The following is a 15,123-nucleotide window of genomic DNA, read 5'->3' as shown; positions in this document are numbered from 1 at the left end:
CAAGACCTGTCGAAAGAGTGTCTGACACTGGGGAATCCTTGCTTTCAGCTCTGCTGTGCAGAGTTTCTAACTCCTCGCGGGGAGTGTGGTGGGCCGCCAGCTTTCGCGGCGGCTCTCGAATTCGGAGATGCCCTCCTCATCGCGGAGCGTGAGCGCGATGTCGTCGAGGCCTTCGAGCAGCCTCCATCGTGTGTAGTCGTCGATTTCGAAGGGGAGCGTGAGCTCACCTGCGGTCACCGTCTTCTCAACTAGGTCGACGGTAACCGCTATTCCCGGATTCTGCTTCAGCACATCCCAGAGCCGCTCGATCTCGGAGTGTTCTATCACTCCGGTGACGAGGCCCTGCTTGCCGGAATTGCCGCGGAAGATGTCGGCGAAGCGCGCGCTGAGGACGACTTTGAAGCCGTAGTCGCGCAGTGCCCATACCGCGTGCTCCCGGCTCGAGCCGGTGCCGAAGTCGGGTCCGGCGACGAGGATCGACGCCCCCTGGAACTGCGGCTGGTTGAGGATGAAGTCGGGATCCTGGCGCCACCCGTAGAAGAGGGCGTCCTCGAATCCGGTCTTGGTGACGCGCTTGAGGAAGACGGCGGGGATGATCTGATCGGTGTCCACGTTCGATCGCTCGAACGGCACGGCGATGCCGGTGTGGGTGCTGAATTTCTCCATCAGGCCGACACTCCCGTCTCGGTCGTGATGCTGCCCGCGTCGTTCAGGGTCACGTCGAAGCGCGAGTCGGTGCGCAGATCCCAGGGGCTCGACAGGGTTCCGCGGATCGCGGTCGCCGCGGCGACGAGCGGGGAGACCAGGTGGGTGCGGCCGCCCTTGCCCTGCCGGCCCTCGAAGTTGCGGTTACTCGTCGAGGCGCATCGCTCGCCGGGGGCGAGCTGGTCGGGGTTCATACCGAGGCACATCGAGCACCCCGCGAAACGCCATTCGGCGCCGAACTCCTCGAAGATCTTGTCGAGGCCCTCGGCCTCGGCTTCGAGGCGCACGCGGGCCGAGCCCGGCACGACCATGACGCGGACGCCCTCGGCCTTGGTCTGGCCCTTGACGATGGACGCGAACGCGCGGAGGTCCTCGATGCGGCTGTTGGTGCACGAGCCCATGAAGACGGCGTCGACCGCGATCTCCTTGAGCGGGGTGCCGGGGGCGAGATCCATGTACTCGAGTGCGCGACGCGCGGCGGAGCGCTCGTGCTCGTCGGCGATGGTGTCGGGGTCGGGGATAGAGTCGGACAGCGAGACGCCCTGGCCGGGGTTGGTGCCCCAGGTCACGAACGGCTCCAGCGAGTCGGCATCGAGGAAGACCTCGGCGTCGAACACGGCGTCGTCGTCGGTGGCCAGGGTGTCCCAGTAGGCGACGGCGGCATCCCAGTCGGCACCCTGCGGTGCGTGGGGGCGGCCTTGGAGGTAGTCGTAGGTGGTCTGGTCGGGGGCGACCATTCCGGCGCGGGCGCCGGCCTCGATCGACATGTTGCAGATCGTCATGCGCCCCTCCATGGAGAGGCTGCGGATGGCGCTGCCGCGGTACTCGAGCACGTAGCCCTGGCCGCCGCCGGTGCCGATCTGGGCGATCACGGCGAGGATGATGTCCTTCGCGGTGACGCCGGGTCGCAGTTCGCCCTCGACGGTGATGGCCATGGTCTTGAACGGCTTGAGCGGCAGGGTCTGCGTGGCGAGGACGTGCTCGACCTCGCTCGTGCCGATGCCGAACGCCATGGCGCCGAACGCGCCGTGGGTGGAGGTGTGCGAGTCGCCGCAGACGACGGTGATGCCCGGCATGGTGAGGCCGAGCTGCGGGCCGACGACGTGCACGATGCCCTGCTCGACATCGCCGAGCGAGTGCAGCCGAACGCCGAACTCCTCCGCATTGCGGCGCAGGGTGTGGATCTGGGTGCGGCTCGTCAGGTCGGCGATGGGCTTGTCGATGTTGACGGTCGGGGTGTTGTGGTCCTCCGTCGCGATCGTGAGATCGGGGCGGCGGACGGGCCGTCCGGCCTGACGCAGACCGTCGAACGCCTGAGGGCTGGTGACCTCGTGCACGAGGTGGAGGTCGATGTAGAGCAGATCGGGCTCGCCGTTCTCGCCCTTCTTGACGAGATGGTCGGCCCAGACCTTCTCGGCCAGCGTCAGGCCGCGGGTCTCGGAACCGTCGGAGCTCGAGGCTTCGGTGGCGGTGGTGTTCATGGGTGCAGTGTTCTCCCTGTCAAATGAGTCAGCCCAGGACGGAACTCCGCGACGAGGGAGGACTGGAAGACTCAGACCTCGTCGCGGCGGCTAAGGAGAAGCCGGACGGAGAGCATCCCCAGACGATACCATTCCCGCCGATCAGGAGCGTCGGAGGCGCAGGCGCGCATGCGCGAGCCACACGTCGACGGTCTCCGTGATCCTGACGGCCTGGTGCGGCGGGAGCAGCTCGCGTCCGTCGCCGACGACGACCGCCGTTCCGTTCGTCGACCCCAGGTCCTCGAGGGTGACGGCGTCGCCGTCGCGGCGCAGCACCGCATGCGTCGCCGAGACGGTCCCGCCTCCCGAGACGGGCAGGAGCCGCGCCCCGGGGACGGCGGCGTTCGGTGCGCGGCCGAGAACCAGCACGTCGGGAATCGAGCCGAAGTCCGCGCCATCGATCTCCAGCGTCCAATCGCCCGGCGCGGCCTCCGGTTCGTCCGGAACAGGCGTGGCGGTCTCGGGCGCCACCGCCGGCGCGGGAACCACCGCGGCAGGCACGGGAAGGACCGGCTCGGGCTCGAAATCGGTGGAGGGAGCGACCGACGGAGGCGCGACGACGGGCTGCGCCGCCGTCTCCTGCTGCACGCCGACCGGAGCTGCGCCGGGCGGGCCGGGGAAGAAAGCGGGCGGCGCGAGCCGCGGCTCGGCCGGCGCAGGGGTGTCCGACTTCGGAGGCTCCGGCAGGAGCCCCGGGGGCGGGGTGATGAATCCGCGCTCAGTCACTGCTCCACTATATGCAGGGGCTGAAGGCGGGACCGGCCGTCTACCCCTTGCCGAGGACCCGATCGAGGAAGCTGCGCTTGCGTTCGGTCCAGCCGCCCCGCTCGAGCACCTCGCGCACCGGCTTCTTCATCTCCTCGGTGTCGAACTTCCAGCCGAAGGTGTTGCCGACCTGCCCGTGATCGGAGGCGATCGGGGCGAAGGACTTGTTGAAGCTGATCTTGCGGGTGTTGCCGCGGAACGAGTTCGACTCGAAGTGGAAGCCCTTGCGGTCGAGCCTCGTCTCGGTGTCCTTCGTGCGATCGATCAGGGTGTAGGTGCCATCGTCGTAGAGGGTGACCGTGAGCTCGTAGTCGCGGTCGATCTTGCCGGCCGACAGGAACCCGGCCCACTTCGCATCGGCGTAGTCCCATACGCCGACCACTCCCTCGTCGAATGCGGCGAAGGCGAACGGCACGTCGTCGCTGTTGAGGGCGAGGAGGTCGGCGGTCAGCTGCTCCTTGGTGACGCTCACGCTGCCGCTCCCGTCGTGGCCGAGTCGAGGATGCCGCGGATGGTGGGCCACACCGTCTTGACGTGCTCGCCCGCCGCGCTGCCGGTGATCTGCACGAGATCGCTGACGCCGCCGCTGCGGATGAGCGCGATGTGGACGGCCTGGGCGAGGGTCCCGACCCGCGGGTCGGAGAAGCTGACCTCCATACGGAAACCGGGAACGCCGAGCACCTCGCGCTCCTCCTTGCCGATGACGGCGATGTCGGTCTGCTCGCCGAACTTCTTCTCGACGGCCTCGATCGCGGTCTTCAGCTCGTAGTCGGCGCCGAAACGCGACAGGGCGACGACGACGTTGCTCCGGAATCGACCCGCCTCGACGGGTTCGGCCACCGCGAGCACCGAGCCGTAGGCGTTGATCGGCTGCCAGTCGTCGGGCGCCTGGACGCTGACCTCGGGGAAGGCCGGGAAGGCCTCGCTCGGGAAGGACACGGACTGGGTCATGAGATGTTCCTCTCTGAAGATCAGAAGTCGAAGAGTCCGAGGACGTCGTCGGCCATTTCGGCCGGACTGAAACTGAAGTCGACGGAGAATCCCGCTCCGACTCCGATCGCTGCCCCCAGGTCGAGGCTGACCGACACATTGTCGGCGGTGACCTCGACTTCCGCGTCGGCGGTGAAGCCGATTCCAGCGTAAACCCTGCCTGTCGCGGTGGCTTCGGCGCCCATGATCTCGCCGGACGCGCTCGCTTCGGCCTCGGCGCCGGCGAAGGCGTCGATGCCGGCTTTGGCGCTGATGCCGTCAGGGCCGATCGTCGCGGTCGCCTCGGCCTCCGCTCGCGCACCGGCCTGGGCCTTGGCCTCGGCGCTCAGCGTCGCCGGTCCGGCCGTCACGCTGGCGGCGCCCGCCACACCGACCATCGCACTGGCCCCGGCGCTGAGACCCGCAACAAGCTCGCCGTCGGCGTTGACACCGAACTCGCCGCCCGCTTCGGCTTTGGCCTCGGCCGACGCGGACGCGCTGGCGTTCGCGGAGACGCCCAACTCCTCGTTCTCGTAGCTGGCCTCCGCCTCGGCCGTAGCCCCGATGCCGATGCTCGCCTCACCGCTGAGCTTGATCTCGTCCTCGGTGATCTCGACTTCCGTCTTGTTGGTGCCGGTCACGCCCACGAATGTCTCGGTGCCCGACGACGTGGTCTCGTTTCCGTCGGTGGTCGTGGTGCTGTCGGCGGACCCGAGGCCGACCCTCGTCGTGGTCTCGAGGCCGATGGTGTATTTCTCCTCGGCCGGCTTCTCCTTGTCGAAGGGGTTCGCGCCGGGCTTGCTGCCGAAGGTCCACTCCCCCGAGTTCGCCTCCTCCTCGCTCTCGGCGACGACGCCGGATCGCGAGGTGGTGGTCGTGACGGGGATCCCGTCGGCGGACTCGGTCGCGCCTTCGCCCGCGAAGGGGTCGGCGGGGGTGACGCTGCCGGGACCGGAGTAGCCGGGCCCGCCGGCCGTGACGCCGCTGGCCTGCTCCTGCTCGGAGATCTGGGCCTCGAGGGTGGCGAGCAGGCGTTCGGCCGCGGCCTTCGCGTCGAGGATCGTCGTATAGGCGGATGCGACCGAGGCGGAAGCGCCCGGCGAGAGGACGCGGTCGCCCTTCTCGAGGCCGTATCCGGAGGGGTTGTGGCTCTGCGCCTGAGCGGTGCTGGCGGTGTGCGCGGCGTCGTCGAGTGCGCCGAGCTGAGCGCGGATGATGCCGGCCTGCGCGCGGACCTCGGAGGGCGACATGCCGAGCTTGCTCATGAACCGTCTCCGATCTCGGTGAAGCCGGCGCCGTCGATGGCGGCAGCTGCGTTCAGAAGTGGCGTCGACACCTGATCTCGCCAGTCGCGCTCGAACCGGTCGGAGTCGGCGCCCGACCACGTGGTCGTCTGGGTGAGCACGCTGATGGCGCTGGCCATGGTCGCCTGAGCGCTGCGGATCGAGGCTGCTGCCTGATTCATCGCGGCTTCGCTCATCGCGGTTCTCCCTCCCTGCCGTTCCGGCCGACGCTCAGGGGGCGGTCTCCCGCCCCCTGCGTCGGGTCTCGCTGGTTACGCCGAGGCGTTGAGCTGCTCGGTCGCGTTGGTGCGGGCGACGGTTCCGGTGTCGCGCAGGACCTGGGCCGCCTGGTTGAGGTTGGTCTGGATGTTGGTCCAGTCCTGCGTCTCGAAGCGGGTGCGGTCGGGACCCTGCCAGGTCGTGCCCGAGAGCTTGGCGCTGATGGCCTGCACGAGGGACTCGAGCTCGCCCGCCTTGGTGTCGAAGAGCGCCGCCAGGTCGTTGACCTCGTCGGGGTTCTGGCCGATCCAATCTGCCATGGTCTGTCCTTTCGTTCCGAAGGGAACCGATGTCCCCCTGTTGTGTTCGCCAGCCTAAGGAAGCCCCTGGGGCCGCCGCGATGGGGAGGACTACCCGTCCGCTCCCCCTGTCGCCCGTGCGAGCTGCACGAGCGAGGTCTTGCCGCCGGCCACCAGATAGCCGCGTCCGACGGGGAACTGCGACCGCTTCGCCCGCGGGAAGCTGGTGCGGAACAGCAGGTCCCCCTCGCTCTGGTCGGGCTGCAGCGCGATGCCGCGGCGGGCGCTCTTGACCTCGAGCAGCAGCGGCCAGGACGACGCCCACGTGCTCGTCTCGGACTCGGCGATCAGCAGGTTGTCGCTGCGTTTGAGCGCCTTGAAGAGGGCCACGAGCGGCGCGTCGGCGGGCGTCGACAGGAAGTCGGCGAGCGACTCGACGACGACGGCGATCCCGGTGCGTCCCTCCTGGACGGCGGCGAGCAGCGTCGTGGCCGCGGCCTGCACGTCGTCGACACCGGTCGCGGCACTGGCCAGCTGCGGCAGGCGTCCGATGTGCGAGCGCGCGGTGCCGAGATAGTGGATCTCGGTGCTCGTCGTGGCGGCGAGCCCGCGGATGAGCGTTTCGAGGGCGGTGCTGCGACCGCTGCCCGGGGGTCCTGAGATCATCAGCACGCCCTCGGGGGCGACCCCGACCGGGGCGAGCGACTGATCCTCGATGCCGAGGGGCAGCAGACCGGGGGCGGAACCGAGCAGCGCCTCGAGGGCCACGTCGTCGGCGAGCCGCTCGACGGGCGGCGCTTCCCGCACGCCCCGCGAGCGGAGCGTCGAGGCGAGGCGCTCGATCGCCCGGGCCTGCTCGGCGGTGTTGCTGGTTCCCCCGAGCACCGCCACCTGCACCTCGAGATGGTCGAGAATGCCCCGACCCGGAGGGGAGGCGGCCGTCAGCACGTCGGACGGGGCGTCGATCGTTGCGTAGTCGGTGTCGTCGGTGAGTCGCAGCACGAGCTTGCGCTGCATGGACGCGGCGACGGACGGCGAGATCGTGGCGGGGCGGTCCGCCGTGACGACCACGTGCACCCCAACGCTGCGACCGTCCGAGATGATCTGCTGGAAGAGCGCGAACGACCGGGTCGTGGCGAACTCGTGCTCCTGCCGGAAGGCGGCCATGCCGTCGAGGAAGAGCAGGATCCGCGGTTCGTCGGGGCGGCCGGCCAGCTCGCGGTACTCGCGGATGTCGCCCGCGCGGACCGCGGCGTACCGTGCGGCGCGTTCGTCGATCGTCGCCGCGAGGCGGGTGAAGAGCCGCGCGATCCGCTCCGTGTCGTCGCCGGCGATGACGGCGCCGACGTGGGGCAGGGTCTCGAGCATGCTGAGGCCGCCCGAGGTGAAGTCCACCCCGTACACCTCGACGGGGCCGCCCCTCGGGGTGATCGCCGCGGCGACGGCGAGGGTGCGCAGGGCGACGCTCTTGCCGGTTCCGCTCGCACCGTAGACGGCCATGTTGCCGTCCGTGTCGGGACGGAAGTAGACCGGGTACTGGCTCTGCGTCGACGCGTCGTCGACGACGCCGATGAGCAGCTCGCTGTCGGTGCGCTGACGGAGCAGTCCGACGTCGTAACTCGCGGCGAGCTCGGGAAGCCACGGGCGGCGGGGCGGGGGCACATCGGCTCCGCGGGCCGCGCCGCGGATCGCCGAGACGAGCCGGGCGATGTCGGCGGGGCCGGGATCGACGGTCGCGACCGGAGCACCCGCATCGGGACGCTCCCACGGCCGCTCGGCTCCGAAGCCGAGGCCGGCGACCTCGATCGAGGCGGGCTCCGCGTCCTCGCGGGTCCAGCCGCCCGCGTAGCCGGACTGGAAGGTCGTGAGGCGTCCCGGCCCGGTCTTCGCGACCGCGCGCCCGGGGATGGCGGGGTCGAACCCGGCGGCGACCGGGTCGCCGAGCACATCGGAGCTGTCCGACTCGTCGGCCATCCGCAGCGCGATGCGCAGGTTGGTGTTGGCGCGGAGGTTGTCGCGGATGACGCCCGCCGGTCGCTGGGTCGCCATGATCAGGTGGATCCCGAGCGATCGACCGCGCTGGGCGATGTCGACGACGCCGTCGACGAACTCGGGGATCTCGCCGGCCAGCGCCGCGAACTCGTCGATGACGAGCACGAGCGCGGGCGGGGTCTCGGGGTCGCCGCGCTTCTCCAGGTCGAGCAGGTCCTTGGCCTTCTTCCGATTCAGGACGTGCTCGCGGTAGCGGAGCTCGGCGCGCAGACTCGTCAGGGCCCGCCGGACGAGGTGCTGATCGAGGTCGGTGACGAGACCCACCGAATGCGGCAGGTCGACGCAATCAGCGAACGCCGATCCTCCCTTGTAGTCGACGAGCAGGAAGGTGACGCGGTCGGGGCTGTACTCGGCCGCCATCCCGAGCACCCATGACTGGAGGAACTCGCTCTTGCCGGAACCCGTCGTTCCGCCGACCAGGGCGTGCGGCCCCTGGCTGCGCAGGTCGAGGTGGACGGCGTCGACGCTGCCCTGACCGACCAGCGCGCGCAGTTTGCCCGCGCGACGGGGGCGCGCGGGAGATCCGGGAGTCCGGTCGAGGAGCGAGTCGTTCTCCCGCCAGCGGTCGACGACCGCGTCGGACGACCGCGCGAGGTCGGCGCCGAGGAGGCTGACGAGCGAGACCTGGCGGGGCACATCGCTCTCGTCGGTGCGCGGGGCTCCCGCGTCGGCGACGGCCGCCATCGAGCGGGCGAAGTCGCGGGCGGCGGTGGCGTCGAGCTGGGCGACCTCGACCTGGTCGATCGTCTCGCCCGTCCGGACGTAGCCGACGCGACCCGATCCGGCGGCGCGGAGTTCGAGGTAGGTGCGGCAGCCCGCGGGGAGGGAGGCGACGGAGGGACCGATCCACACGGGCAGGACTCCGGCGAGCGCCGCCCGTTCGACGAGCGCGATGAGTCGGGATCGGTCGACGGGTGCCTCGTCGGCGATGAGCACGAGGATGCAGGGCGGGTCGGGGATGCGCGGGCTGTCGGCGTCAGCGGGCGCGGCTCCGCGCAGCATGACGGAGTCCTCGGGATCCATGGGGCCGCGGATGCCGGTGCGATCGGCGGCGCGACGCTTCTCGAGCCGCTCCGCGACGAGTTCCTCGAGGCGTGCGAGCAGCGAGGTGCCCGTGGTCGCGGTGTCGGCGAGGTGGACGCCCTCGAGGGGCGACTGGGGCGAGCCGACGTGCGGCAGCCATTTGATCCAGCCGAGACGCTCGCCCCACTCGGGACCGACGATGGCGCCGATGGCGAGCTCGGCGGGCGAGTACAGCGCGGCGACCTGCGCGACCAGCGCGTTGACGGACGGTGTGACGAGCGGGTCGTCGCCGGCGACGCCGATGGCTCCTGCGTCGACGAGGCTCTCGACGACGGGGATCCGGTCGATCAGGCGGTAGCGCTCGACGAGGCCGTCGAGGCGCTCCTGGAACTCCGGTATCCCGTCGAATCGCTCACGCGCGGTGACGGTGTTGCGACTCGTCGCGGTGCCGGTGCCGAGTCTCACGTTGAGGAACGACCAGTGCTCGGGCCGGCGCGACCAGAGGAGCGGACCGAGCCGGTCCGCCTCGTCGAGCAGACGCGAGGTGGAGGGCGCCTCGTCCTCGCGGACCGATCTCTCGATCTCGCGTTCCTCGGCGAGCACCGCGTCGAGTCGTTCGAGCTTGGAGTCGAACCTCTCGATCGCCTTCTTCAGCTTGCGCTTCGCGGCACTGCGCTGGCCGAGGTAGGTGCCGAGCATGATGATCGGGGCGAGCGCGACGAAGACCAGCGTGAACGGGTTGCGGAGGATGAGGTAGAGCGTGGCTCCCGCGACGAGCGGTGCGAAGAACGCGATCCAGGGGAACGGCAGCGTTTCGAGCTCTTTCGGCACCTCGGGACCGTCGTACTCGGCTCCCGGGTAGCGGCGCTCGACCGTCGGCGAGCGGGTGAAGGAGACCGGGCCGGCGGAGACCTCGCGCACGGGCACCTCGTCGACGGCGAGCTGCTGGACCCGCAGAGTGCTGCCGCCGATGAGCACGGTCTGGCCTGCGGAGAGGCTGACGCGGGCGACCTCCTCGCCGTCGACGACGACGCCGTTGGCCGAGTTGAGGTCGACGATGTCGACGGTCCGGGTGACGTCGATGCGCGCGTGGCGCTTCGAGGCGAGGACGTCGTGCAGGACGATGTCGCAGTTCTCGTCGCGTCCGATGATCGAGCTGCCCCGGCGGATGGGGAACTCGGTTCCCACATCGGGTCCGTCGACGACGCGGACGACCGCGAGGACCGGTCCGGTGGGAGCCCCGCCGCGGTCACCCGAGACGGGGACGACCGAGACGGTCGCCCCGCTGGCGATCGCGGCCTCGGCCACGGGGAGATCGGGATCGAGGACGGCGCCGCTGCGCTGCGCGGGTGCGGCGACCGAGAGCGTGTGGACGTCGGCGTCGCGCTGCCGGTCGCCCGCTCGGGGGATTCCGAGCTCGACGCCGGGCTCGGGGTCGCTGGTGAGCAGTGTCTCGGCGATCTCCCCGACGGTGGCGTTCGCGTCGGCGGTGACGACCACATCGGTGGTGCCCCCGTTCGGTCTCGTCAGCGCGAGCTTGAGCCTCATGGCCGATCCCCTCGTCGTGCATCGGTGCGATCCGGGTCCGACCCGCGCCGTGCGGTGTCGCGTTCCGCTCTGCGCAGGAGTCGGCGGTAGCGGTCGCCGATGCTGCGCAGCGTGTAGCGGCTGCGGATCCGGCGCAGTCGGGTGGTGGCCGCCTCGGCGACCGCGGCTGCGGCCATCGCCTCGGTCCAGACCTCGTCGGCGACGGCGTCGCTGATCTCGCGCCCGGAGAAGACCGCGGCGTCGGCGCGGTGTGCCAGCGCGACGAGCGTGCCGTCGCCGACGGCGGAGATCTCGGCCTCGAGCTTCACGGCGGTGAGCGGCCTCGTCAGCTTCTCGGGGATCGGGTAGCCCAGCTCGGCGTAGCGGTCGAGCATCTCGTCCCACGCTCCGGCGACCCTGCCGTCGCCGGTCGCGGCGGCACGCCGGCGGCGCTCGCGCCGACGCTTGGCGAGCGTGACGATGAGGAGCGGGATCAGGATGATCGCGAGCGGGATGAGCACCGAGAGCCCCACCGCGATCACCCAGGCGGGCAGGACGAACGGCGACTCGTCGTCCTTGTCGTCGTCCTCGACATCGGTCGGGTTGACGAGGTCCTCCTGCTCGTTCTCCGCACGCGGAGGCTGTCGCACCTGCGGTTGCGGCTCGGTCTGCGGCTTGGGCACCTGGCTCTGGGGCACGTCGGTGTCGTCGGGGGTGGGATCGAAGGAGACCCAGCCGATCCCGTCGAAGGCCACCTCGACCCACGCGGTCACGTCGTCGCCGGTCACGGTGACGGGACCGCCCTCGGCCGGGACGTCGGGCGCGAAGCCCATGACGACGCGAGCGGGGTAGTCGAGGCTGCGGGCCATGAGCGCGAACGCGGAGGCGTACTGCTCCTGGTCGCCCACCATCGGGTCGAGGGTGAGGAGCTCGGTGATCCGGTCGGCGCCGTGGCCCGCACGCGAGGGCGCGGAGTCGGAGGCGGTGCCGTGGCTGAGATAGCCGCCGGTCTTCAGCGCGGTCTCGATGTTCCGCAGCTTGTCGATGGGGGTGGTCGCCGCGCCCGAGAACTCGAGGGCCTTCGCGGTGACGATGTCGGGCACGTTCTCGACCGGCGCGAGCTGCAGCGACGCGACGGGCACGTCGGCCAGGTCGGCGTCGCTCGGTGGCTGGGGCACGAGCGCGTCGAGGGAGTAGGAGCGTCCGTCGGTCACGCCGGTCGTGAGAACGGCCGTCCCCGTCGAGTCGTTGTAGCGGAGGTCCGCGAGAGCTCGTCGGTCGAGACCGAAATCCGTGGTGTACCCGATGTCGGGCAGCCAGACGTCGTCGTACCAGGAGACCGTGACATCGAGGTGGGTCGGCACGCCGTCCTCGGCGGTGGCCGGTACGGGCACGCTGCGGCCGACGAGGCTGAATTCGCCCGATCCGTCGCTGCTCTCCTCCGCCCCGGCGACGTCCCAGATGACTCCGTTGTAGCTGTCCATCGTCGCGATCCGGACGCGCTGCCCCTCGCTGAGGCCGTCGACGGTGAAGAGGTCGGTCTGGTCGAGGTCCTTCGTGTAGATCCGAAAGCCCGCGAGCGGGCTCGGGTAGTCGAGCGACTCGAGGGGCGGCTGGATCTCGTCGCGCAGCACGTAGCGCGCGTCGGCGGGAGGTGCGAGCAGGTAGCCGCCTCCGCCGCCCAGGAGGACGGCCGCGCCTACCACCACGGCGGTGCCGACGACGCGGCGACGCCGCACCGCCTCGTTCGCCGCCGAGGCGACGCGTGCGGAGTCCCGTCGACGCCGGCTCATCCAGATGAGGGCGATCGCGGCGAACGCGACACCGCGCACGCCCGCCAGGTAGGGCTGCTCGGTGCCGAGCAGCACGCCGACCACGTACAGGACGAGCGGACCCGCGAGGACGACGGCGGCGCGCAGCGCACCCCCGCGGCCGGGCAGCCAGCGCAGGGCCAGCGTCACGCTCACGAGCGAGACGAGCCAGCCGGAGACGTACGGAACTGCCGTGACGTAGTAGGGCAGTTCGACGGGCGCCCGGAGTGTGACGAGGTCGGCCCAGCCGAAGACCGCGCCGACGGCGAGGCCCGAGAGCGTCTGCAGGCTGGGCAGGACGAACGCGATCGCCTCGTTCGGCATGGCCAGCGCGCTGCCGAGGAGGAAGTAGGCGACGATCGCGGCGAGGACGGTCGTGACGACCGGCCAGCGGAGGAGGTGCCCGAGCAGCGCCGCACCCGTTCCGACGACGATGCCGCCGATGCCGGCCACCAGGTAGAGGGGCTCGGCGAACGAGGTGGTGAGACCGACCATGCCGATGATCGACAGGGCCGCGATGACGGCGATGTCCGCCCAGGATCTCATCGAGGGGCGCACGCGGGCGGGCCGCTGATCGTCCGGGGTTGCGCTCATGTGACCCTCCGGACGAGACGGGGCAGTTCGGAGAGCGTCGCCACGGACAGGATCTCGAGGCCGGAGACCGACATCATGCGCGAGGGCTCACCCGGATCGACGCGGAAGCCGATGGTCTGCGTGTCGAGCCCGTAGAGCACCTCGATGGCGCGGAAGTCGCCGACGCCGAACAGGGATCCGCCGACGACCATCACGACGCTCGGCTTGGCCAGCCGCTTGGTGGCCTCCCTGACGGAGTCACGCGCGGACAGACCCGTGTCGGTCGGTTCGATGCGGCAGGAGTCGTCGAGGAGCGCGGTGACGCTGCGGGTGCGGAGCGGGAACGCCTCGGTGACCACGTCGAGTCGGGTGCCGTCGCGGATCACCTGGGCGCCGAGCGACGCGGCGACCGAGACGGCGAGCTCGAACTCGTCTTCGGAGGCGTAGTAGCGCCGGTCGGTGGCGAGCACGATGGCCAGCTGCGACCGCCTCGTCTCCTCGAACTGACGCACCATCAGCTGCCCGGTGCGGGCCGAGGTGCGCCAGTGGACGTACCGGCGGTCGTCACCCGGCTCGTAGGCGCGGAGGGCGTGGAAGGAGATGTCGTTGTTGGTGATCTTCTTGCTGGTCTCGCCCTCGAGGTCGCGCACCAGGCCGGCGACGCTCGAGTCGAGACGCGTGGTCACCGGGTGCACGAAGAGCTCGACCCTGTCGGTGAGCCGCAGCACCCGGCGGACGAGGCCCAGCTGGTCGCCGCGCACCGACACGGCCGGCCCGGCGATGATGACGGCGCGCCGGTTCGTCGGGACGGCGAACAGCTCCTCGTGCTCCTGTCCGGCGGCGACCCCGGGGATGACGAACTCGGCGAGACCCCCGCCCACCGGGAGCTCGACGCGGGTCGGAGCCGAACGGCGTTTACGTCCGGTGACGACGAGCCGCCCCCGCGCCCTGTCCCCCGCGACGACCCGGTGCGGGGTCAGCTCGATCGCGACGTCGTAGTCGCTCCGCCCGATCAGGAAGAAGGTGGCGACGACGAGGCCGGCCGCGAGGGTGCAGCCGAGGAAGACGAGCTCCTGCCAGCCCAGCAGGAGCCCGGCGACCAGGGATCCGACGGCGGCGACCAGGACGACCCAGCCGAGCAGGCTGATGGTGGTGAGGACGGGCCCCGCGGCGGCCCAGATCGCCCGGCCGAGAGCGGAGAGCAGGAGGAGGGGACCGCGCAGGGGCCGGCGGGAGGCGGGCCCCCTCGACCGACGTCGGCGGCGATCAGCCGCGCGGACGCGGGAGGGTCGGCGCTCGCGCGCGCGACGCGGCGGCACCCCGTCGGCGGGGGCGACGCCCTCCGCGGAGGGTGCTGTCGTCGTCATGTTGCGCGTGTCACCGGGGGCGTGATGTCGACGAGGATCCGCGAGACGACATCGGCGGCGGTCACCCCGGCGAAGTCCGACTCGGGGTCGAGGATGATGCGGTGCGCGAGGACCGGCACGGCCAGGTCGCGCACGTCGTCGGGGGTCGCGTAGGTGCGGCCCGCCGCGATCGCCCAGGTCTTGATCGCACGGGCGAGCTGCAGGGCGCCGCGCATGCTCACGCCGAGCAGCACGTCCTTGTCGGAGCGGGTGGCGGTGACGATCTCGCTGAGGTACTCCATCACCGACGCGTCGACGTGCACCTCGCTCGCGAGCTGGGACATCGCCACGATGGACGTGCCGGCGATGATCGGGCTCACCCGTGATGCGCGGGCACGGTTGGAGGCGTCGAGCAGGAGCGACACCGTGGTCCGGTGGTCGGGGTAGCCGAGCGAGGTCTTCATCAGGAACCGGTCGAGCTGCGCCTCGGGGAGCTTGTACGTGCCGGCCTGTTCGACCGGGTTCTGGGTGGCGATCACCATGAACGGGCTGCCGACCGAGTGGCCGACTCCGTCGACGGTCACCACTCCCTCCTCCATGACCTCGAGCAGAGCGCTCTGCGTCTTGGGGCTGGCGCGGTTGATCTCGTCGGCGAGGACGACCGAGGCGAAGATCGGGCCGCGGTGGAACTCGAAGACGCCCTTGCCCTGGTCGTAGATCGTGACTCCGGTCACGTCCGACGGCAGGAGGTCGGGGGTGAACTGGATGCGGCTGTGGGTGCCCTCGATGGTGTTCGCGAGCGCCTTCGCGAGCACGGTCTTGCCGGTGCCGGGAAAGTCCTCGAGCAGCATGTGACCGTCCGAGAGCAGGGTCGTGACGACGAGTCTGATGACCTCGCGCTTGCCGAGGATCGCCTGGTCGATGTTCGCGACGAGGCCGTCGAAGGCGCCGCGGAACCAGTCGGCCTGCTCTTGGGTGACAGTCATCGGTGTTGCTCCTCAGTGGGTGATGCGAGTTCGAGTCGTGGTGTG

At 70.7% G+C, this 15,123-nt stretch carries 12 protein-coding genes; all 12 read right to left on the bottom strand.

Going from position 1 to position 15,123, the window contains the following annotated elements:
* Window positions 1-66: 66 nt before the first annotated feature.
* The gene (leuD, locus tag DDQ50_RS06220) at window positions 67-666 is read right to left on the bottom strand and encodes a 3-isopropylmalate dehydratase small subunit (RefSeq protein ID WP_116755769.1); all 600 of its coding nucleotides are present in this window, start codon (window positions 664-666) and stop codon (window positions 67-69) included.
* Window positions 666-2,186, bottom strand: coding sequence for a 3-isopropylmalate dehydratase large subunit (leuC, locus tag DDQ50_RS06215; protein ID WP_240614250.1), 1,521 nt, complete (start codon window positions 2,184-2,186; stop codon window positions 666-668). Before leuC ends, leuD begins: the two co-directional genes overlap by 1 nt.
* A gap of 141 nt (window positions 2,187-2,327) precedes the next feature.
* Window positions 2,328-2,951, bottom strand: coding sequence for an FHA domain-containing protein (locus DDQ50_RS06210; protein WP_205663576.1), 624 nt, complete (start codon window positions 2,949-2,951; stop codon window positions 2,328-2,330).
* A gap of 40 nt (window positions 2,952-2,991) precedes the next feature.
* Entirely contained in the window at window positions 2,992-3,462 is a 471-nt protein-coding gene (locus DDQ50_RS06205) for a hypothetical protein (RefSeq protein ID WP_116755768.1), read from the bottom strand.
* Window positions 3,459-3,941 carry a hypothetical protein gene (locus DDQ50_RS06200; RefSeq protein ID WP_116755767.1) on the bottom strand — a complete coding sequence of 161 codons (483 nt, stop codon included), beginning with the start codon at window positions 3,939-3,941 and terminating at the stop codon, window positions 3,459-3,461. The genes DDQ50_RS06205 and DDQ50_RS06200 overlap by 4 nt, the downstream gene beginning before the upstream one ends.
* 20 nt (window positions 3,942-3,961) lie before the next feature.
* Entirely contained in the window at window positions 3,962-5,224 is a 1,263-nt protein-coding gene (locus DDQ50_RS06195; protein ID WP_116755766.1) for a hypothetical protein, read from the bottom strand.
* The gene (locus tag DDQ50_RS06190) at window positions 5,221-5,439 is read right to left on the bottom strand and encodes a hypothetical protein (protein ID WP_116755765.1); all 219 of its coding nucleotides are present in this window, start codon (window positions 5,437-5,439) and stop codon (window positions 5,221-5,223) included. The genes DDQ50_RS06195 and DDQ50_RS06190 overlap by 4 nt, the downstream gene beginning before the upstream one ends.
* Window positions 5,440-5,514: 75 nt before the next feature.
* Window positions 5,515-5,781 carry a hypothetical protein gene (locus DDQ50_RS06185; protein ID WP_116755764.1) on the bottom strand — a complete coding sequence of 89 codons (267 nt, stop codon included), beginning with the start codon at window positions 5,779-5,781 and terminating at the stop codon, window positions 5,515-5,517.
* Window positions 5,782-5,871: 90 nt separating this feature from the next.
* Window positions 5,872-10,383 (bottom strand): FtsK/SpoIIIE domain-containing protein, encoded by a 4,512-nt coding sequence (locus DDQ50_RS06180; protein WP_116755763.1) that lies wholly within the window; start codon window positions 10,381-10,383, stop codon window positions 5,872-5,874.
* The gene (locus DDQ50_RS06175; RefSeq protein ID WP_133245925.1) at window positions 10,380-12,767 is read right to left on the bottom strand and encodes a transglutaminase-like domain-containing protein; all 2,388 of its coding nucleotides are present in this window, start codon (window positions 12,765-12,767) and stop codon (window positions 10,380-10,382) included. The genes DDQ50_RS06180 and DDQ50_RS06175 overlap by 4 nt, the downstream gene beginning before the upstream one ends.
* A complete protein-coding gene (locus DDQ50_RS06170) occupies window positions 12,764-14,113 on the bottom strand; it encodes a DUF58 domain-containing protein (RefSeq protein ID WP_116755761.1) in 1,350 nt (449 codons plus the stop codon). The genes DDQ50_RS06175 and DDQ50_RS06170 overlap by 4 nt, the downstream gene beginning before the upstream one ends.
* Window positions 14,110-15,078 (bottom strand): AAA family ATPase, encoded by a 969-nt coding sequence (locus DDQ50_RS06165; RefSeq protein WP_116755760.1) that lies wholly within the window; start codon window positions 15,076-15,078, stop codon window positions 14,110-14,112. The genes DDQ50_RS06170 and DDQ50_RS06165 overlap by 4 nt, the downstream gene beginning before the upstream one ends.
* Window positions 15,079-15,123 lie beyond the last annotated feature (45 nt).

Source organism: Amnibacterium flavum (assembly GCF_003097495.1).
Classification (GTDB): domain Bacteria; phylum Actinomycetota; class Actinomycetes; order Actinomycetales; family Microbacteriaceae; genus Naasia; species Naasia flava.
Note: the sequence above shows the minus strand (reverse complement) of the source record. Positions and strands in the feature narration are given on the sequence as shown.